Source organism: Hyphomicrobium sulfonivorans (assembly GCF_013306565.1).
In the GTDB taxonomy this organism is placed as follows: domain Bacteria; phylum Pseudomonadota; class Alphaproteobacteria; order Rhizobiales; family Hyphomicrobiaceae; genus Hyphomicrobium_A; species Hyphomicrobium_A sulfonivorans.
The window spans coordinates 193,059-210,806 of the sequence record NZ_PZPO01000002.1 but is presented as its reverse complement, the minus strand read 5'-3'; the positions used below and the strand labels follow the sequence as shown (position 1 = coordinate 210,806).

The window sequence follows — 17,748 nt, the reverse complement described above, 5'->3', positions numbered from 1 at the left end:
CCGGCAGCGCTGCCCGCCACCATCCGCGCGTCGGGCTGGAGTGTCGGCTTCGCGCAGTGCTCGGCTTACGAGCGGATTTCGCCGCCCGTCGCCTTCTTCACCGCCGCCGTGATCTTCTGCGAAACGGCCTCGATGTCCTTGTCGGTCAGCGTCTCCGAAGTCGGCTGCAGCACCACCTCGATGCCGATCGACTTCTTGCCTTCCTTCTCAAGCGCGCCGCCCTCGAACACGTCGAACACCGACACATCCTGGATCAACGCCTTGTCGGCACCAACCGCCGCCCGCACCACGTCGCCGGCCGCAACGTCCTTGTCGAGCACGAACGCAAAGTCGCGCCGCACCGCCTGCAGGTCGTTCATTTCAAGGCGCGGTTTCGTGCGGCCCTTGGCCTTCTGCGCCGGCAGCGCATCGATGAACACTTCGAACGCGGCAACCGGACCATCGACATCCAGCGCCTTCAGCGTCGCCGGATGCAGCTCACCAAAGTGCGCCAGCACCGTCTTGGGACCGAGACGCAGCGTGCCGGAACGGCCGGGGTGATACCAGTCCGGCGCATCGCGCGTGACCTGCGCCTTGGTCGGATCGACGTTCAGCGACGCCAGCAGCGCGAACACGTCCGACTTGGCGTCGAACACATCCACGGCCTTTGCCGCGCCATCCCAATTACGTCCGCCACCAGCCGCCTTCGCCGTACCCGAGCGCACGCCCGAAGCGGAAAGATACTGGTCACCCTCGGCGTCGCCGCGATAGGCCTGCCCGAGTTCGAACAGCGCGACGTCGTGCACACCGCGATTTTGGTTGCGGCCCAGCGCCGAGATCAGCCCCGGCAGCAGGCCTGGACGCATCACCGACATCTCAACCGAGATCGGATTGGCCAGATGCAGCGCCGCATCACCGCCGCCGAACAGTTTGGCATCGTCCTCGGGCAGGAACGACCACGTAATCGCTTCCGTAAGCCCACGCGCAGCCAGTGCGCGACGCGCGCGCCGTGCCCGCTTCTGCCGCTCGGTCAGCACCGGCTTGGCGATGCTTTCAGGACGCGGCAGCGGCGTTGACGGCACACGGTCGAGGCCGGCAATGCGCACCACCTCTTCCACCAGATCCGCCGCGCCGTGAATGTCCGGACGCCATGTCGGCACCGTCACCTGCGCAGGCTTGCCCTTGCCGCCTTGCGCAATCGTGCAGCCCAGCGCCTCAAGGATGCGCGTGATTTCCGCATCCGAAACATCGATGCCACTCAGCTTGGCAACGCGCGCATAGTCGAACGCGATGACGCGCTGCTCGACCGGCGGCGTGCCCGCCATCCGATGCTTCGACGGCTTGCCGCCCGTAAGCTTCAGGATCATGTCGGTTGCAAGATCCAGCCCCGGTAGCACCGACGCCGGATCGACACCGCGCTCGAAGCGGTAACGCGCGTCGGTAACAAGGCCGGTCTTGCGGCCGGTTGCAGCCGTACGCCCCGGATCGAAATACGCGCTCTCGATCAGCACGTTCACGGTCGCTTCCGTCGAACCGGAATCTTCGCCGCCCATGATGCCGCCAAAACCCAGCGGACCGTTCGCGTCGGCAATCACGCACATCGTGTCGTCGACCGCGTATTCCTTGCCGTCGAGACCGAGGAACTTTTCACCCGCCTTGCCGAGGCGCGCAACGATGGCGCCGTTCAGCTTGTCGGCATCGTAGACATGCAGCGGGCGGCCGCGATCCTGGCTGATGTAGTTGGTCACATCGACCAGCGCATTGATCGGCCGCAGGCCAACCGCGCGCAGCCGCTGCTGCATCCACTCCGGCGACGGACCGTTCTTCACGCCGCGCACATAGCGCGCCGCAAACGCGGGACACGCATCGGCAGTGTCGGCGCTGAACTCAAGCTTCACATCCACCGGACAATCGAAATCGCCTTCCACCGCGCCGAGTGTCGGCTCAGGCTTCAGCGTGCCGAGACCAGCCGCAGCGAGATCACGCGCAATACCGCGCACGCCCGTGCAGTCTGGGCGGTTCGGCGTCAGCGACACATCAATGACGGGATCGTTCAGGCCAGCCGCATCGATGTAGGCTTCGCCCACACGCGCAGCCATGTCCTCCGGCAGCTCGATGATGCCAGCGCTCTCGTCGGAAAGCTCCAGCTCGGCCGCCGAACACATCATGCCGTTGGAAACGACACCGCGAACCGGCTTCTTCACCAGCGTGATGTCGCTGCCGGGAATGTAAGTGCCGAGCGGCGCGAACACACCGACGAGGCCGGTGCGCGCATTCGGAGCACCGCACACCACTTCAACCGGCGGCGCGCCCTTATCGATCTCGACCATCACGATCTGCAGCTTGTCAGCATCGGGGTGGCGCCGTGCGTCAACGATGCGTGCAACCTTGAACGCGCCCAGCTTCTCAGCTGGATCGTCGATGCCTTCGACCTCAAGTCCGATCGCCGACAGCTTCGCTTCCAGCTCGGTGAGCGAAGCGTTGGTGTCGAGGTGATCCTTCAGCCAGGACAGCGTGAATTTCATCTTAGCCTCAGAATTCGTAGGTCTCTTTTAAGATCGTGAACAGCTGATGCGCAGACTCACGTCCAAACTGAATTGTCTGGCTCTGCTTGTTCGGCATTTCGCGCTCGTCAGAACCGTACGTGTCGATTTGAACAATGGCTTTACCAGGCTCGGGAACAAACACCTTCACTGCTCCGACCAACTGTGTCGGATGAAGCTTGCCCGATCCCGCCTTCAGTTCGAACGACGTAATCCAAGCCATTATTTGTTCCTCCGCCCTTAAAAGCTAACCCGAAATGCCGCCCGACAGCGTCGGAACGTCCAGCACCGAGAAGCCATAGTGGCGCAACCAGCGCAGATCGCCGGAGAAGAACGCCCGCAGATCCGGGATGCCATACTTCAGCATCGTCAGGCGATCGAGACCGACGCCGAACGCGAAGCCCTGGTACTTCTCCGGATCGAGCCCGCAGTTGCGGATGACGTTGGGATGCACCATGCCGCAACCCAGAATCTCCAGCCACTGGCCCGGCTTGCCGATTGCCTCGGCGCCGACATCCACTTCCATTGAAGGCTCGGTGAACGGGAAGTGCGACGCGCGGAAACGCATCTTCACTTCGTCCACCTCGAAGAACGCCTTGCAGAACTCTTCAAGCACCCACTTCAGGTGCCCCATGTGCGTGGTCTCGTCGATAACGAGGCCTTCAATCTGGTGGAACATCGGCGTGTGCGTCTGGTCGCTGTCGCAGCGATAGACGCGCCCCGGCGCAACGATGCGGATCGGCGGCTTCTGGCCCAGCATGGTGCGGATCTGCACCGGGCTCGTATGCGTACGCAGCAGCAGGCGCGATCCATCTTCCTTCGGCTGGAAGTAGAACGTGTCGTGCTCCTGGCGCGCGGGGTGCTCAGCCGGAATGTTCAGCTTGGTGAAGTTCAGGTCGTCGGATTCGATATCCGGACCTTCCGCAACCGAGAAGCCGAGGTCAGCGAAAATCTCGATGCACTCGTCATAGACCTGGCTGACTGGATGGATGCGCCCTTCGGCAACGGGGCCAAGCCGCACCGGCAGCGTAACGTCCGTGCGCTCGTTGGCGAGACGCTGCGCCAGCGCCGCTTCCTCAAGCACCGCCTTGCGGGCTTCAAGCGCGTCGGTAACGCGGCCCTTCAATTCGTTGACGGTCTGGCCGAACGTCTTGCGCTCTTCCGGCGGCAGCTTGCCGAGAGTCTGCATCAGCTCGGCGATGCGGCCCTTCTTGCCCAGCACGCCAACGCGCACCTGCTCAATGGCCGGCAGATCGCCTGCAGCGGCAATGCCCGCCAGCAGCTCAGTTTCGAGGGATTTCAGGTCAGAGCCTGTCGCGGTCGAAGACATTCGCTTGTCCAGCTTCTCTCAAGTGTGATCCTCGGGCTTGTCCCGACGATCCCTTGCGCTGTGCAAGCGGATGCCTGGCTCCCCGGCCAATTCTGACGGCCGGGGATGACAAGCGTAGAGGCAGAGAACCCTAGACCATGATCACTTCGGACCCTGTTAGTCCGAAGTGTGAATCATCGGTCTCAGAAACTTCCATGATCGCTTCGGACCCTATTCAGTCCGAAGCATGGATCATTGGTCTCAGAGTGCTTCGCGCACTAGGCTTAGGCAGCGGCGGCGTTCTGCACAGCGGCGGCAGCCTGATCGGCCAGCGCCTTGAACGCAGCAGCGTCCTTGACAGCGAGGTCGGCCAGAACCTTGCGGTCGATCTCGATGCCGGCCTTGTTCAGACCATCGATAAATCGGCCATAGGTCATGCCATGCTCACGCACGGCTGCGTTAATGCGCTGGATCCACAGGGCGCGGAACGTACGCTTGCGATTCTTGCGGTCGCGATACTGATACTGCAGTGCCTTTTCGACGGCCTGCTTTGCGACGCGGATCGTATTCTTGCGGCGGCCATAGTAACCCTTGGCTGCCTTCAGAACCTTCTTGTGCTTGGCATGGGCGGTAACACCGCGCTTGACGCGTGCCATGATGCTGCTCCGTTAGATGACGTGAATAGGGTCTTGCTGGTCGAGCACGTGACTGAAAATCACGTGCCTGGGCTCAGCGTGCGTAAGGCATGTACTTCTTGACGATCTTCGCATCCGACTCGCTCAGCACCATGGTGCCGCGCGCATCGCGAATGAACTTCGAAGTCCGCTTGATCATGCCGTGACGCTTGCCGGCAGCAGCGACTTTCACCTTGCCGGTACCCGTCATCTTGAAGCGCTTTTTGGCGCCGCTCTTGGTCTTCATCTTGGGCATTTGGCTCGATCCTTTCTAACTCGCGGCAAACCCTCATTCCGCGTCCGGCGCGGCACCGATCAATTCGGTGCAGATCCGGTCGGGAAACTCCCTGTGCGGGAGGGGTCGCCTATTTGAGGCTTGTCAAAGCAATAGCAGCCGCCACGGCATGCCCCGCCGGGCGGCTTCGGCGTCCTTATAGAAGCGCCTTCAGTAAACGGCAAGCGGTCAAAGGTTAACTTGGGCTAACCTTTGAACACTACTCTTCGACCGGAGCAGGCGTCGGTGCTGCCTCGGCCTCAACCTTCGGCTTCGGCGCTGCCTTGATGCTCGACGGCGACGGCGCCAGCACCATGACCATCTGACGACCTTCCAGACGCGGCTCGGATTCGACCTTGGCGGCTTCGCCCAGATCGCTCTTCACCCGCTGCAGAACAGCCATGCCGAGCTGCTGATGCGCCATCTCGCGGCCACGGAAGCGCAGGGTAACCTTTACCTTGTCGCCCTCTTCGAAGAACCGCTTGATCGACCGCATCTTCACATCATAGTCGTGGTCGTCGATCGCCGGACGCATCTTGATCTCTTTGATCTCAACGGTCTTTTGGTGCTTGCGCGCCTCGGCTGCCTTCTTCTGCGACTGGAATTTGAATTTTCCATAATCGAGGATCTTGCAAACGGGCGGCGTCGCCTCAGGCGAGATCTCCACGAGATCCAGGCCCGCATTCTGGGCCCGCTCGAGCGCATCGGCGTGGCTCACCACACCTACGTTCTGTCCGTCTTCGTCAATCAATCGCACTTCGCGGGCCCGGATTGCCTCATTGATCCGGGGGCCGGATGGCTCGCGCTCGGGCGCGGCTCGCATTGGTCGGCGGATGTTGCGTCTCCTTGAATTGCTTCGATAAATCCGTTTCTACGCGGAAAGCCGGGCAAGCTCCCAGGAGCTGAACCGGCATAGAAACAGGCTACAATAGCGCAAAAGGATTGAGAAGAAACGGGCGCAAGTCAAGGGTGGATCGTGGCACGCACCGCCATCACCCCACCCAAAAAAGTATCAGATCGGCCCCATTTGCCGGGGCTCAACCCCGGCTCAGGCCCTTCTCGCCCAGCTCCTCAAGATACTTCGTCCAGCGCTTTTCCTTTTCCCGACCAAGCTGCTGCAGGTAGCTCCACGTATAAAGGCCGGTGTCGTGGCGATCGTCGAACGAGATGCGCACCGCATAGTTACCGACCGCGCGCAGATCCTTGATCTTCACGCTACGCTTGCCGCCCACGGTCACCCGCTGGTCCGGGGAATGCCCCTGCACCTCCGCCGACGGGCTCATCACCCGCAGCATCTCGGATGTGAACTCATAGCGGGTCTTGCAGGCGAACTCGACGATCAGTCCCGTGCCGCCGCCGGTAATCTCCAGCCGGGGCGGGCGCACAGCGTTCTGCTTCGCCTGATCCAGCTCCTGCAGCGTCAGCTTGGCGATGTCCTTGAAAATGCGCGCGTGCTCGCTGTCAGGCAGCGTTGCCGTCACCGGCTGACCGATATCGGACCGCAGCCGTACGTCCATATCCAGCGGCACCTCGCCCAGGAATGGCACGCCCAGACGCTCAGCCTCGCTGCGGGCGCCGCCGTGGCCGAAGATGTCGGAGCGCTCACCGCACTTCGGACAGATGAAGGTGCTCATGTTTTCGACGATGCCCAGCACCGGCACGCCCACCTTGCGGAACATCGCCAAACCCTTGCGGGCGTCGATCAGCGCCAGATCCTGCGGCGTGGAAACCACCACCGCGCCCGATAGCGGCACCTGCTGCGCCATCGTCAGCTGCACGTCGCCCGTGCCCGGCGGCATATCGATGATGAGCACGTCAAGATCGCCATCCTCGCCCCATGCCACATCGCGCAGCATCTGGTTGAGCGCACCAACCACCATCGGACCGCGCCAGATCACCGGCGTTTCCTCATCGACGAGGAAGCCCATCGACATCGCCTTCAGGCCATAGCCTTCCAGCGGTTTCAGCGTCTTGCCCTTCACAACCTGAGGCTGACCCTTGAGGCCAAGCAGGCGCGGCTGCGACGGTCCGAAAATATCGGCGTCGAGGATGCCCACCTTCTTGCCCGCGGCCGCCATGCCCAGCGCCAGGTTCACCGCCACCGTCGACTTGCCGACGCCGCCCTTGCCCGACGAAACCGCGATCAGCGATTTGACGCCCGGCACCTCCGGCAGCTCGCGCTTGCCGGTTTCTGCACCCGGCGGCGGAGTTGCCGATGCGCCGACCGGACCGTGGCTGTGGCCGTGCGAATGATCGTGCTTATGGTCGTGACCGTGGTCATGCCCATGGTCGTGGTTGTGCGAATGTCCCTGCCCGCCGCCGTTGCCGCCCTGCAGGCCCACACCCTGCGCCCGCGCCTGCGCAACCCGCGCACTTTCCGGCGCCCGGCCCGCGGGCGCTGCCTGCGGACGCGTCGCCTCCGCGGTCAGCACCGCGCTCACACCCGCGACGCCCGGCAGCGCCTTAACCACCGTCTCCGCGGCCTGGCGCAGCGGCTCAAGCTCTTCGGCGCGCGCCGCCGGCACAGTGATGGAAAAATAAACGCGATCGTCCTTCAGCAGCACCTCAGACACCAGCCCGAGATCCACGATATTCCCTTCCAGATCAGGGCCTTTTATACGGCGCAGCTCGTCGAGAACCTGCGTCTTCGAAACAGTCATTTCCAGCTCCAGGGGGCATAGGCGGCGAGGGAGGATCGCCTGGAGTACTTCCGAAAAGTGGATCCCGGTTTTCCGATAAGAAGCACGATTGAACAGCGTGGCTTCCAAAGAAGTGGGAACCGGTTTCTCCGATGCGAAGTACGGCCAAACAAATAAAATCGTAGAGCCGTTCCGCGTTTCCGCTAAATCAGATCGGCTCTAGAGTCATTCTAGAGTGTCAGAGGCTTTACTGGAAGTCACGGACTGGCATCGATATAGGATGCCACACCGAATTGAGCAGCCTTGCAACAATGCCAGCTCGTTCGCCACAGGATGGGCGTCAAAAAAACTGGCGCACCAAGATCAGGGAGAGATGCATGCGAGCGCTGCTTGCGCTCAGCCGCTGGATAGACAACGCCACTCGCATCATCGGCCAATCCGTTGCCTGGCTGGTCATCGTCGCCGCCGTCATCAGTGCCGGCAACGCCGTCGTGCGCAAGCTGCTCGACAGCAGCTCCAACGCGTGGCTCGAAGTGCAATGGTGGCTTTTCGCCGCCGTGTTCCTTCTGGCAGCCCCCTGGACGCTCGCCATCAACGAGCACATCCGCATCGACATCGTGAACGAGCGGCTGTCCAAACGAACGCGCAACATCATTGAACTGATCGGGCACACGTTCTTCCTGCTGCCCACAGCGGCGCTCATTGCCTACACGTCGTGGGGCTTCGCCATGATGTCATGGGAGCAGAACGAACAGTCATCCAACTACGGTGGCCTGCCGCAGTGGCCGATCAAATTTCTGATCCCGATTGCGTTCTGGCTGCTGTTTGCGCAAGGCATCTCCGAGCTGATCAAGCGCATCGCCATCATGCGCGGTGATCTGCCGGACGACCGCGACACACCCGCCACCGCCCAGCAGCAGGCATCGGAAGCATCAGAGCTTCCAATCCTTGCCCCGCCACCCGGCAAACACAACTAAGCGCCGCCAGCGGACCAGAAGGGGGATTGATGCTGCTGCCGTTCATTGCCGAGAACCTCGCGCCGATCATGTTCGCGGCGCTGGTGCTGTTTCTGCTGCTCGGCTATCCGGCCGCGTTCTCGCTTGCCGCCGTCGGCCTCGTGTTCTTTGTCATCGGCGTCGAGCTTGCGCCCTACTCCGGCGGCGCCATCAATCTGTCGTGGCCGCTGCTCGGCACCATGCCCGAACGCATCTTCGGCGTGATGACCAACGACACGCTGCTGGCCATCCCCTTCTTTGCCTACATGGGGCTGATACTCGAACGCTCCGGCATGGCCGAGGATCTGCTCGAAACGGTCGGCCAGTTGTTCGGCAGCGTGCGCGGCGGCCTCGCCTTCGCCGTCATCTTCGTCGGCGCACTGCTTGCCGCCACCACCGGCGTTGTCGCCGCTTCCGTCATCTCGATGGGCCTCATCTCGCTGCCCATCATGATGCGCTATGGCTATGATCGGCGCTTCTCCGCCGGCACCATCGCCGCCTCGGGTACACTCGCGCAGATCTTCCCGCCGTCGCTTGTGCTGATCGTGCTCGCCGACCAGCTCGGCCGCTCCGTTGGCGACATGTACACCGGCGCGCTTGTTCCGGCGCTTATTCTCACCAGCCTTTACGCCACGTTCGCGTTCGCGGTGGCGTTCATCTGGAAATCGGCTGCGCCCGGCCTGCCGGTCGAAGCCATCCGCTACCGTCAACCCGATGGCAGCCGCGGATCCACGTCACTTGTCGTACTCACCAGCATCTGTGCGGTGACTGCGCTGCTCATCATGCTTCAGACTCACTATCGCGGCGCCGATTTCGTCGTTCTCACCATGACGCTCGGTGTCTGCTTCGCCGTCATCGTCGCGGGCATCAACTGGCTGCTACGCCTTGTGGGCGGACCGCAGTTCCTGTCGTCTCTGGCCGAGCATGTCGTGTTCGTCATGGTGCCGCCGCTGCTGCTCATCTTCCTGGTTCTGGGCACCATCTTCATCGGCGTCGCCACCCCAACCGAGGGCGGCGCCATGGGCGCGGTCGGCGCCATGCTGCTCGCGCTCGGCAAGCGATACAGCGAGGGCAATCGCGCCCGCTTCAACTTCGAGATCATGCGTTCCGCCGCGCAATCGACCGCCAAGCTGTCGGCGTTCGTGATGTTCATCCTGATCGGCGCGCGCATCTTCTCGCTCACCTTTTACGGTGTGAACGGACACCTGTGGGTGGAGCACCTGCTTACGTCGCTGCCCGGCGGCGAAGTGGGCTTCCTCATCTTCGTCAACATCCTGGTATTCTTCCTCGCGTTCTTCCTCGACTTCTTCGAGCTCGCGTTCATCATCGTGCCGCTGCTGGCGCCAGCTGCGGAAGCGCTCGGCATTGACCTGATCTGGTTCGGCGTCATCCTGGCTGTGAACATGCAGACCAGCTTCATGCATCCGCCGTTCGGCTTCGCACTGTTTTACCTGCGCTCCGTCGCGCCGCGCGCTCCCTACATCGACAAGGTCACCGGCCAGAGAATGCCACCGGTCACGACGGCCGAGATCTACTGGGGCGCGCTCCCCTATCTGTGCATCCAGCTTTTCGTCGTGGCGCTGCTGATCGCCTTCCCCGGCCTCGTCCGGCACGATCCGCCGCCGTCGGCCCACCGCCCCGCGGCTGTAACCGCACCCGGCGGGGCAGCGCCCGCATTCAAAAGCGAAGGCTTCCACCTGCCGCCGTATCCGCCGTCAATCCCCGGCGCCCCACCGCCCGACACCACTGGCCCCGGGGCGCCAACACTGGATATGTCCGTGCCTCCCGATCTCGTGAAGCCCGGTGAGGTGAAGCCGTAAGGCTGGAGCGCTTCCGGAAAAGTGGGCACCTGTTTTCCGATGAGAAGGGCGGCAAACAAATTGGAGCTGTTTCGTTGTTCTATAACAAACGGAACGGCCCTAAGCTGTACTTCGAGACGTGTGCTGATCGTCACTGGAGGCGCATCTGATGGGCGAGCAACCGACAAAACCGACCTGCCGGTTGATCCGGCCCAGCGATACCTATGACGGCAAGCAGGGGCTAACCTACTTCGCCGGCATCGCCGCCGAGACTGTCGGGTCGCAGGCCATCTGCATGCACCTGCTCACCATCCCGCCCGGTGGTCGCGCAAAGGCGCACATGCATGAGAGCCACGAAACCGCGATCTACATTCTGGATGGCGAGGGCCTGACGCTCTATGGCGACAACCTGGAGCATCACATTCTCACCAAAGCCGGAGACCTGTTTTACATCCCCGCCGGCGTGCCGCATCTGCCGGTCAACCTCACCGACAAACCCATCTCCGCCGTCATTGCGCGCACCGACCCCAACGAGCAGGAAAGCGTCGTGCTGCTGCCAGAGCTGGAAGAGGTGGCCGAAGCCGCCATCGCCCGCATCGCCAAACAGATGGCCTAGACAGTTACATCAATTGCACCGCCCTCGCCTGCCGCCCCAACTCCCTACCAATCATATCGTCGGCCCGGCGCGCGACAGCTTCGCCGTATGAAAACCGTCATTGAAAAGTTCGTGCGCGGATAATATTCTGAAGCCTCAATTACTACATTACTTTACTGCTCGTTTTCACTGAACAACGGCCATTCCCGACGCATCTTTCCAGCGCCTGTTTGGCTCGTGTGATAGGGCAAAAATCATGTTGTTGGGGGAAGTCCGCGCGCGCATCGCCTTTGCGCTGAAGCAAGCAGGCAAAGCGGTGCTCGCGTTGCTTTTGGTAACTTCGGTTGCGTATGCGCTAGAAGAAGCAAAGGAATGCGAGGGCGAAGGCATCGAGGCCATCGTCGCCTGCACGCGCATCCTCACCAAAGATCCAACTAACGCAGCTGCACTCAGCCAGCGTGGTATGCTGTACGCTACCGCGCGTCAGTATGAAAAGGCGCTGAGCGACCTAAACGCGGCGCTGCTTCAGGACACCGACCAGGAGGCTAATCTCACCGCAAGAAGCCACGTCAATTTTCGCCTGGGCCGCTTCGATGCTGCCATCGCCGACGCAAACCAGCTTCTCAACGACAGGCGTAATCTCCGCGGGTTGTATCACCGCGCAAACGCCCATCTCGGCAGCGGACAATTCGCCAACGCGGTGGTTGACTACACCGCATACATCAATCGCGATGACGATTTCATATTTGCCTACACGGGTCGCGCCAGGGCGCTGTCCGAACTCAATCTCGACAACTCCGCTCTTCGGGATGCCGACATGGCTTTTAATCTGCTGACAAAAAGCACCGAACCGCGCTCGCCCGATCAGGCTGACGTCTACGAAACGCGCGGCGCCATCTATGAAAAGCTACAGCTGATTTTCCGCGCGAGAAGCGACTACGCACGTTGCGTGGAGTACGACCCCGAGCGACAAGCGTGCGCCGCATCTCTGCAACGTCTGCAAGCGCAAGATCTCACCGGCAGTGACCTGAAGCTGCTCGCCACGGCAATGGCTGCGCCTCTCGACGAAAGCCCCGCAGAGAAAAATCCTGGCAGCGAAACACCGCCCAACGAAACATCGGCTGAAACTTCCAGCGTCCCCGCAACCAGCGGGATTTTCGCAGCCTACACGCCGACGGAGCACCATACGTCGCGTGTCGTCTGGGGGCCGTCGGTACAGGTTGCAAGCGAGTTGTCGATGCAGCAATGCAGATCGACATCGGATGCATGCGGAAACAAGCCTGCGGTCACTGGCAACCTGGACGATGTCTTCGCAGTTATGTGCTGCAGCAAACCTCGCGTCGGCTGCGCCGCCTTCGCTAGCGCCAACGCGGCTGATGCAAAGCGCGGAGTGGAAGAGCTGTTCAAAGAAGCCGGCTTCAGCAAATGCAAGCTGGCCAATACGCTTTCGGCGCGAACGGGGCAAAAGCCATGACCGCATTCCGCAAACTTGTGGCGCTGACGGCGGCCTTGCTGTGCACCGCGCCGGCACACGCCGACCGCCTGACGAGTGACGTCGCGCTTAGCCTCGACATTTGCCTCGGCGACCGGGCCGATGCGCGCGAGTTCAAGGATAGCAGCGGCAAGATCATCGGCGTGGTCATCCGTTGCACCGGTCCGAAAGCGGCGCAGCTATATTCCGATGTGCGCGAGAAACGGCTGGGCGAATTTGAGTTCACCAACGAATACGCCGCGGTCCGGTTCGGCGCGCCAGTGCCAGACTACGCTCGCTGCCTCACAACGGTGGAGCACAAGCTCGATGTCTGCGCCTTCTTCGTGCCGCAGATCAGCAAGGCCGAAGCGGATCGGCTGCTGCTAGGCAACGCGCTGTATCAGGAAGACCTGTCGGATTACTTCGGACTGAACGAAAAATTTATCCGGGCACTGAATGTCGACGACGACCTGCCGATCGAATAAATCCTGCAGAGAGGCGCTTTGATAAATGCGCCGGATTGAACCGTGCATCGTTTCGCACTATGCGCTTAAACCAGCCCCTTGCGCTGCTGGATCATCATGAACGTGTCATAGGTGTGCTCGGCGAGCTGGAACCACAGATAGTCCTCGCCGCGAATAGCCAGCGTCGCCTCATACACTTTCTTGAAGTCGGCGTTCTTGGCGCAGATCTCGTCGAACACTTCGTTCGATGCCTTGAAGCAGGCTTCCAGCACCGCCTCCGAAAACGGCCGCGGTTCCGCACCGCCAATTGCAATCCGTTTGATCGCCGCCGGATTTTGCAGGTCGTAGCGCGTCATCATGCCGATGTCCGCCATCGTCGCCGCACTGCGCACCATCGCCTGATAATGTTTCGGCAGCGCGTTCCATTTGTCCATGTTGATGAAGAAGTGCAGCATCGCCTGCCCTTCCCACCAGCCGGGATAATAATAATAGCGCGCAACCTTCGAGAACCCGAGCTTCTCGTCATCGTACGGACCGACCCACTCGGCGGCGTCGATGGTTCCCTTCTCCAGCGATGGATAAATATCGCCGCCCGCGATCTGCTGCGGCACACCGCCCAGCTTCGCGATCACCGCGCCAGCTAGTCCGCCGATGCGCATCTTCAATCCGCGCCAATCCTCCGGCGCATTGATCTGACGGCGATACCAGCCGCCCATCTGCGTGCCGGTGTTGCCGCCGGGAAACCCGATAATGTTGTAGCGCTGATAAAACGCATTCATCAGGTCGATGCCGCCGCCCTGATACATCCACGCATTCTGCATCCGATAATTCAGGCCGAACGGCATTGCCGTCGCGATGGCGAATGTCGGATCTTTGCCCCAATAGTAATACGATGCTGTATGCGCCGCCTCGACGGAGCCATTCTGCACCGCGTCAGCCGCGTTCATCCCCGGCACCAGTTCTCCCGGCGCAAACACACGCACGCGAAAATTGCCGCCTGACATTTCACCAAGCGCCTTGGCGAACGTTTCAGCCGCGCCATAGATCGTATCGAGCGACTTCGGAAAGCTCGACACCAGCCGCCACTCGACAACCGGATTGGATGCAATAACCGCTGGCGACGCCACCGCCGGAATAGCGATGCTCGCACCCGCCGCTCCGGCCGCGGTCGTGGTCAGAAATTTGCGTCGATCAACATTGTTCGGCACCGGGCCTCATCCTTCCGTGCAGCCACCGCGCTCAAGGCAGCCCGCTCGCCTGTATCCAGCTCAGCGCAGGATCGACAGACATCATTCCGTTGCCGCCGTTATACTGCGCACCGTTTCGTCCACCAACCCGTTCCGCGCGCCCACGCGCGTCATGGCCGACGTCGATCGCGGCGCCAGTTACCAACTTCTCTACCATCGGCCTGCCATGCTGCATCGCAGCAAGCTTGCCGCAATCGCACCGGCCCCCTAAATCGCCAGCATGCAAAGTGAGACCGGCACCGCTGACATCCCCGACCGCCGCGCCAGCGTCGTCGGCATCCTGCTGGCTGGCGGACTGTCATCGCGCATGGGCGGGCCGGAAAAATCGCTGCTCGATCTCGGCGGTCAGCCCATGCTCCGCCGCGTGCTGGACCGCATGGAGCCGCAGGTCGACCAGATTGCCATCAACGCCAACGGCGATCCGGCTCGCTTCACCGCGCTCCCTTACCCGATCATCGCCGACGCAATCCCGGGCCACGCGGGCCCACTGGCCGGTCTCCATGCGGGCCTCCTCTGGGCGCAACGCGAAGCCCCAGCCGCGCGTTATATTGCAACAGCATCGGCCGACAGCCCGTTCGTGCCGCTCAACCTCGTGCAACGTCTCGCCGACGCCATCCGCTCATCCGGCAAACCATGCGCCATCGCCGCCCACGCTGGCGAGAAATACCCCGTTGCCGGGCTATGGAGCGTCAGCCTCGCCGATGCCGCCGCCGACGCACTGGCGCGCAACATGCGGGCCCTGCACCGCTTTGCCGACGCCAACGACTGCGCCATCGTCGAATTTCCAGCTCTATCGTTTGGCGATGTTTCTGTTGACCCGTTCTTCAACGTCAACACACCCGAAGAATACGAACAGGCGCGCGCCATCCATGCAGCGGCCACAAATCTCGGTGCATTATGAGCGCTGATCGCACACCGCCAGAAGCGGCATCATCGCCCTACATGATCGGTATCGCGGGATGGAAAAACTCCGGCAAGACCACACTCGTTGAACGGCTGGTCGCGCACTTCACACGCAGCGGCTGGCGCGTTGTCACCGTCAAGCACACGCACCATCAGCTGCGCCCGCACGACGGCGCCACCGACGGCGAACGCCATAGTCGCGCTGGCGCCATCGCGTCCATCGTCATCGCACCGGACACCTGGGAGATTGACGGCGCGCATCAGCCATCGCCACCACCGCAGCTGACGGAAATTCCGCGCATCATTGGCGACGCCGATCTCATCATCGCCGAGGGCTTCAAGTCGGCGCCGATTGCAAAAATCGAAACACGCCGCACCGCCTCGAAAACCCGCGATCCCTTGGCGCCGTCCGATCCGCACATCATCGCCATCGCCACCGATCACGCCACCGATGTTGGTAACTTGCCGCTGTTCGATCTTGATGATGTTGCAGCCATCGCGGCTTTCATCGCGGCCGGCGCTGCGAAAAACGGCTAAGCCTCGCCCACACCGGGCTCTCCCCGTGCCTGCCCCGCCAGCGCCGCCGCAGATATCCAATTCCCACCAAAACCAGCACAAAGCCGATCAAAAGCCACAACGCGCCGCTCTCAATCAGAGACCGCCCAACTTCCGGCTCCAGCTCTTCTCCGGGCACGGGAACCAGCCGGGCAGCGCGATCCGCCGTCGCGCCACCGAGTTCGCCGCCGCCCGCAAACCGCGCCCCCAATCCGGCCCGAGCGACCAGCCATTGCAGAACTATGACCGTACGCATCACCGCTCCACCCCGGCGCGGCGGCCTTGATCACTTGCTCAACCGCCCCAATCTTCATAACGGTCCGGTGCGGCGTGGGTTGCCCGACAGGCCCGTACCATTTATCCATAAGCGAAAGGCCAACCGGCCTCACACCTAAGCCTCGGAGCGTACCACAAGCCGTGGGTCAGCCAGCTAAAACTCAGGCACAGCCAGAGCTCATTGATCGTTACGGCCGCGCGGTCACCTACCTCAGGGTGTCCGTCACCGACCGGTGCGACTTCCGGTGTGTCTACTGCATGTCCGAGAACATGAACTTCCTGCCCCGGCGCGACCTGCTATCGCTGGAGGAGCTTGACCGCGTCTGCACCGCCTTCGTCGAACGGGGCGTGCGCAAGCTGCGCATCACGGGCGGTGAACCGCTCGTGCGCAAAAACATCATGTCGCTGTTTCAGGCGCTCTCACGCCACCTCGATTCCGGCAAGCTCGAGGAGCTGACGCTCACCACCAACGGCAGCCAGCTCAAGCGCTTCGCTCGCGAGCTTAAGGCCACCGGCGTTGAGCGCATCAACGTTTCCATCGACACGCTGCAGCCCGATCGCTTCCGCGCCATCACCCGCTGGGGCAACCTCGACACCGTGTTGCAGGGGCTCGACGCCGCCAGCGAAGCCGGGCTCAAGGTCAAGCTCAACGCGGTCGCGCTCAAGGGCACCAACGAGGACGAGATCGACGATCTCATCCGTTTCGCGCACGGGCGCGGTTACGACCTCACCCTCATCGAAACGATGCCGCTGGGCGAAGTCGACGGCAATCGCCTCGACCAATATCTGCCGCTCTCCATCGTGCGCGCGCGCCTGCTCGACCGCTGGACGCTGGACGACATCCCCTACAAAACCGGTGGCCCCGCGCGCTATGTCCGCGTACGCGAAACCGGCGGCCGCATCGGCTTCATCACGCCGATGACGCACAACTTCTGTGAAAGCTGCAACCGCGTCCGCCTCACCTGCACCGGCACGCTGTTCATGTGTCTGGGTCAGGAAGATGCTGTCGATCTGCGCGAGCCGCTGCGTGCCGGATCGAACGACGCCGCGCTGCACGCCGCCATCGACGAAGCAATGCTGCTGAAGCCCAAGGGCCACGACTTCGTCATCGATCGCCGCGCTGGCCGCCCCTCCGTCGCCCGCCACATGAGCGTCACCGGCGGTTAGCCGCGCGCTCCCTGACATCGCCACCACCTTGCCCCCGTGCGCCTTGCCCACACTGCTGCCCTTGACCCTCGCCCCGTCATGTAACATTTATTGTTACGTCAACTGCCGACGCCACCGCACCCGGCCCATTCACCGCAACGCACGCAAGCAGCAGGAGAACCCCGCCATGACCAGCGCCAGCACCGCGTTCTCCGATCCGCAGGCGGTCGCGCGCTACACCGAAGGCCCGCCGCGCATCGTGCCCGGCTACACCGGCATGCAACGCATGGCCGGCCTGCTGCTGGCCGAGCGCATCGGCCCCACCGGCCGCGTGCTGGTGCTCGGCGCGGGCGGCGGCCTCGAACTCAAAAGCTTCGCCGACGCCCACCCGCACTGGACCTTCGACGGCGTTGATCCGTCAGCGGAAATGTTGGCCCTGGCGGAGCAGGTGGCCGCCCCGCACATGGCGCGCATCCGCCTCCACCGCGGCACCATAGATGACGCGCCCGAAGGCCCGTTCGACGGCGCAACGTGTCTGCTTACGATGCATTTTCTGGATGTGGAGGAGCGCCGCCGCACAGCCGCCGAGGTCCGCCGACGCCTGAAGCCCGGCGCGCCATTCGTCGTCGCGCACTTTTCCATTCCGGGTAGTGAGGCGCAGCGCGCACTGTGGCTGCAGCGTTATTCAGCGTTCGCGACTGCGTCGGGCGTCGATGCGGAAAAGGCCGAAGCCGCCCGCGCCGCCATCGCCCAACAACTGACGATCCTCTCACCCGACGAGGACGAAGCCATCCTGCGCGACGCCGACTTCACCGACATCGAGCTGTTCTACGCCGGTTTTACGTTCAGGGGGTGGGTTGGGAGTGCGTGAAGTTAATA

The 17,748-nt window shown here is 62.5% G+C and carries 17 protein-coding genes and 1 pseudogene; 9 read left to right on the top strand and 9 right to left on the bottom strand.

Annotated features, from left to right (window positions below):
* Positions 1–65 precede the first annotated feature (65 nt).
* From pheT to C6Y62_RS06090, 7 genes and pseudogenes are all read right to left on the bottom strand, one after another.
* The gene (gene pheT, locus C6Y62_RS06120; protein ID WP_173953211.1) at positions 66–2,504 is read right to left on the bottom strand and encodes a phenylalanine--tRNA ligase subunit beta; all 2,439 of its coding nucleotides are present in this window, start codon (positions 2,502–2,504) and stop codon (positions 66–68) included.
* A 7-nt stretch (positions 2,505–2,511) separates the two neighbouring features.
* The gene (locus C6Y62_RS06115; RefSeq protein ID WP_173953210.1) at positions 2,512–2,745 is read right to left on the bottom strand and encodes a hypothetical protein; all 234 of its coding nucleotides are present in this window, start codon (positions 2,743–2,745) and stop codon (positions 2,512–2,514) included.
* 24 nt (positions 2,746–2,769) lie between these two features.
* Entirely contained in the window at positions 2,770–3,852 is a 1,083-nt protein-coding gene (pheS, locus tag C6Y62_RS06110; protein ID WP_173953209.1) for a phenylalanine--tRNA ligase subunit alpha, read from the bottom strand.
* Positions 3,853–4,115: 263 nt separating this feature from the next.
* Complete coding sequence (gene rplT, locus C6Y62_RS06105) at positions 4,116–4,487, bottom strand: 50S ribosomal protein L20 (RefSeq protein ID WP_068464813.1); 372 nt, start codon at positions 4,485–4,487, stop codon at positions 4,116–4,118.
* Positions 4,488–4,560: 73 nt separating this feature from the next.
* Positions 4,561–4,761, bottom strand: coding sequence for a 50S ribosomal protein L35 (gene rpmI, locus C6Y62_RS06100; protein ID WP_068464816.1), 201 nt, complete (start codon positions 4,759–4,761; stop codon positions 4,561–4,563).
* 319 nt (positions 4,762–5,080) lie between these two features.
* Positions 5,081–5,602: pseudogene (infC, locus tag C6Y62_RS06095) on the bottom strand (translation initiation factor IF-3); the annotation flags it as partial.
* A gap of 214 nt (positions 5,603–5,816) precedes the next feature.
* On the bottom strand, positions 5,817–7,439 hold the full coding sequence (locus C6Y62_RS06090) for a P-loop NTPase (RefSeq protein ID WP_173953207.1): 1,623 nt from the start codon (positions 7,437–7,439) through the stop codon (positions 5,817–5,819).
* 356 nt (positions 7,440–7,795) lie between these two features.
* Here C6Y62_RS06090 and C6Y62_RS06085 point away from each other — a divergent pair, with 356 nt between their 5' ends.
* The 5 genes from C6Y62_RS06085 to C6Y62_RS06065 all read left to right on the top strand — a co-directional run bounded on the left by C6Y62_RS06085 (position 7,796) and on the right by C6Y62_RS06065 (position 12,763).
* Positions 7,796–8,395, top strand: a complete 600-nt coding sequence (locus C6Y62_RS06085) for a TRAP transporter small permease subunit (protein ID WP_173953206.1) — start codon at positions 7,796–7,798, stop codon at positions 8,393–8,395.
* A 32-nt stretch (positions 8,396–8,427) separates the two neighbouring features.
* A complete protein-coding gene (locus tag C6Y62_RS06080; protein ID WP_173953492.1) occupies positions 8,428–10,233 on the top strand; it encodes a TRAP transporter large permease in 1,806 nt (601 codons plus the stop codon).
* A gap of 148 nt (positions 10,234–10,381) precedes the next feature.
* Positions 10,382–10,828 (top strand): cupin domain-containing protein, encoded by a 447-nt coding sequence (locus C6Y62_RS06075; RefSeq protein WP_173953205.1) that lies wholly within the window; start codon positions 10,382–10,384, stop codon positions 10,826–10,828.
* 235 nt (positions 10,829–11,063) lie between these two features.
* Positions 11,064–12,281: a tetratricopeptide repeat protein gene (locus C6Y62_RS06070; protein WP_173953204.1), complete on the top strand. Its 1,218-nt coding sequence runs from the start codon at positions 11,064–11,066 to the stop codon at positions 12,279–12,281.
* Positions 12,278–12,763, top strand: coding sequence for a hypothetical protein (locus C6Y62_RS06065; protein WP_173953203.1), 486 nt, complete (start codon positions 12,278–12,280; stop codon positions 12,761–12,763). The genes C6Y62_RS06070 and C6Y62_RS06065 overlap by 4 nt, the downstream gene beginning before the upstream one ends.
* A 65-nt stretch (positions 12,764–12,828) precedes the next feature.
* On the opposite strand, the gene C6Y62_RS06060 is transcribed toward C6Y62_RS06065, so the two are convergent.
* On the bottom strand, positions 12,829–13,950 hold the full coding sequence (locus tag C6Y62_RS06060; RefSeq protein WP_173953202.1) for a twin-arginine translocation signal domain-containing protein: 1,122 nt from the start codon (positions 13,948–13,950) through the stop codon (positions 12,829–12,831).
* A gap of 31 nt (positions 13,951–13,981) precedes the next feature.
* Positions 13,982–14,146 carry a hypothetical protein gene (locus C6Y62_RS16175; protein WP_198491335.1) on the bottom strand — a complete coding sequence of 55 codons (165 nt, stop codon included), beginning with the start codon at positions 14,144–14,146 and terminating at the stop codon, positions 13,982–13,984.
* A gap of 63 nt (positions 14,147–14,209) precedes the next feature.
* Between C6Y62_RS16175 and mobA the strand changes: the two genes are divergently transcribed.
* The 4 genes from mobA (at position 14,210) to C6Y62_RS06040 (ending at position 17,740) form a co-directional block, all read left to right on the top strand.
* Complete coding sequence (mobA, locus tag C6Y62_RS06055; RefSeq protein WP_173953201.1) at positions 14,210–14,890, top strand: molybdenum cofactor guanylyltransferase MobA; 681 nt, start codon at positions 14,210–14,212, stop codon at positions 14,888–14,890.
* Positions 14,887–15,429 carry a molybdopterin-guanine dinucleotide biosynthesis protein B gene (mobB, locus tag C6Y62_RS06050; RefSeq protein ID WP_173953200.1) on the top strand — a complete coding sequence of 181 codons (543 nt, stop codon included), beginning with the start codon at positions 14,887–14,889 and terminating at the stop codon, positions 15,427–15,429. Before mobA ends, mobB begins: the two co-directional genes overlap by 4 nt.
* 435 nt (positions 15,430–15,864) lie before the next feature.
* Entirely contained in the window at positions 15,865–16,890 is a 1,026-nt protein-coding gene (moaA, locus tag C6Y62_RS06045; protein ID WP_173953199.1) for a GTP 3',8-cyclase MoaA, read from the top strand.
* Positions 16,891–17,056: 166 nt separating this feature from the next.
* On the top strand, positions 17,057–17,740 hold the full coding sequence (locus C6Y62_RS06040; RefSeq protein ID WP_173953198.1) for a class I SAM-dependent methyltransferase: 684 nt from the start codon (positions 17,057–17,059) through the stop codon (positions 17,738–17,740).
* The last annotated feature ends 8 nt before the right edge of the window (positions 17,741–17,748 follow it).

Coding starts and splice junctions, on each gene's coding strand:
- pheT (WP_173953211.1), bottom strand. CDS start 2,504: ATGAAATTCACGCTGTCCTGGCTGAAGGATCACCTCGACACCAACGCT.
- C6Y62_RS06115 (WP_173953210.1), bottom strand. CDS start 2,745: ATGGCTTGGATTACGTCGTTCGAACTGAAGGCGGGATCGGGCAAGCTT.
- pheS (WP_173953209.1), bottom strand. CDS start 3,852: ATGTCTTCGACCGCGACAGGCTCTGACCTGAAATCCCTCGAAACTGAG.
- rplT (WP_068464813.1), bottom strand. CDS start 4,487: ATGGCACGCGTCAAGCGCGGTGTTACCGCCCATGCCAAGCACAAGAAG.
- rpmI (WP_068464816.1), bottom strand. CDS start 4,761: ATGCCCAAGATGAAGACCAAGAGCGGCGCCAAAAAGCGCTTCAAGATG.
- C6Y62_RS06090 (WP_173953207.1), bottom strand. CDS start 7,439: ATGACTGTTTCGAAGACGCAGGTTCTCGACGAGCTGCGCCGTATAAAA.
- C6Y62_RS06085 (WP_173953206.1), top strand. CDS start 7,796: ATGCGAGCGCTGCTTGCGCTCAGCCGCTGGATAGACAACGCCACTCGC.
- C6Y62_RS06075 (WP_173953205.1), top strand. CDS start 10,382: ATGGGCGAGCAACCGACAAAACCGACCTGCCGGTTGATCCGGCCCAGC.
- C6Y62_RS06070 (WP_173953204.1), top strand. CDS start 11,064: ATGTTGTTGGGGGAAGTCCGCGCGCGCATCGCCTTTGCGCTGAAGCAA.
- C6Y62_RS06065 (WP_173953203.1), top strand. CDS start 12,278: ATGACCGCATTCCGCAAACTTGTGGCGCTGACGGCGGCCTTGCTGTGC.
- C6Y62_RS16175 (WP_198491335.1), bottom strand. CDS start 14,146: ATGGTAGAGAAGTTGGTAACTGGCGCCGCGATCGACGTCGGCCATGAC.
- mobA (WP_173953201.1), top strand. CDS start 14,210: ATGCAAAGTGAGACCGGCACCGCTGACATCCCCGACCGCCGCGCCAGC.
- mobB (WP_173953200.1), top strand. CDS start 14,887: ATGAGCGCTGATCGCACACCGCCAGAAGCGGCATCATCGCCCTACATG.
- C6Y62_RS06040 (WP_173953198.1), top strand. CDS start 17,057: ATGACCAGCGCCAGCACCGCGTTCTCCGATCCGCAGGCGGTCGCGCGC.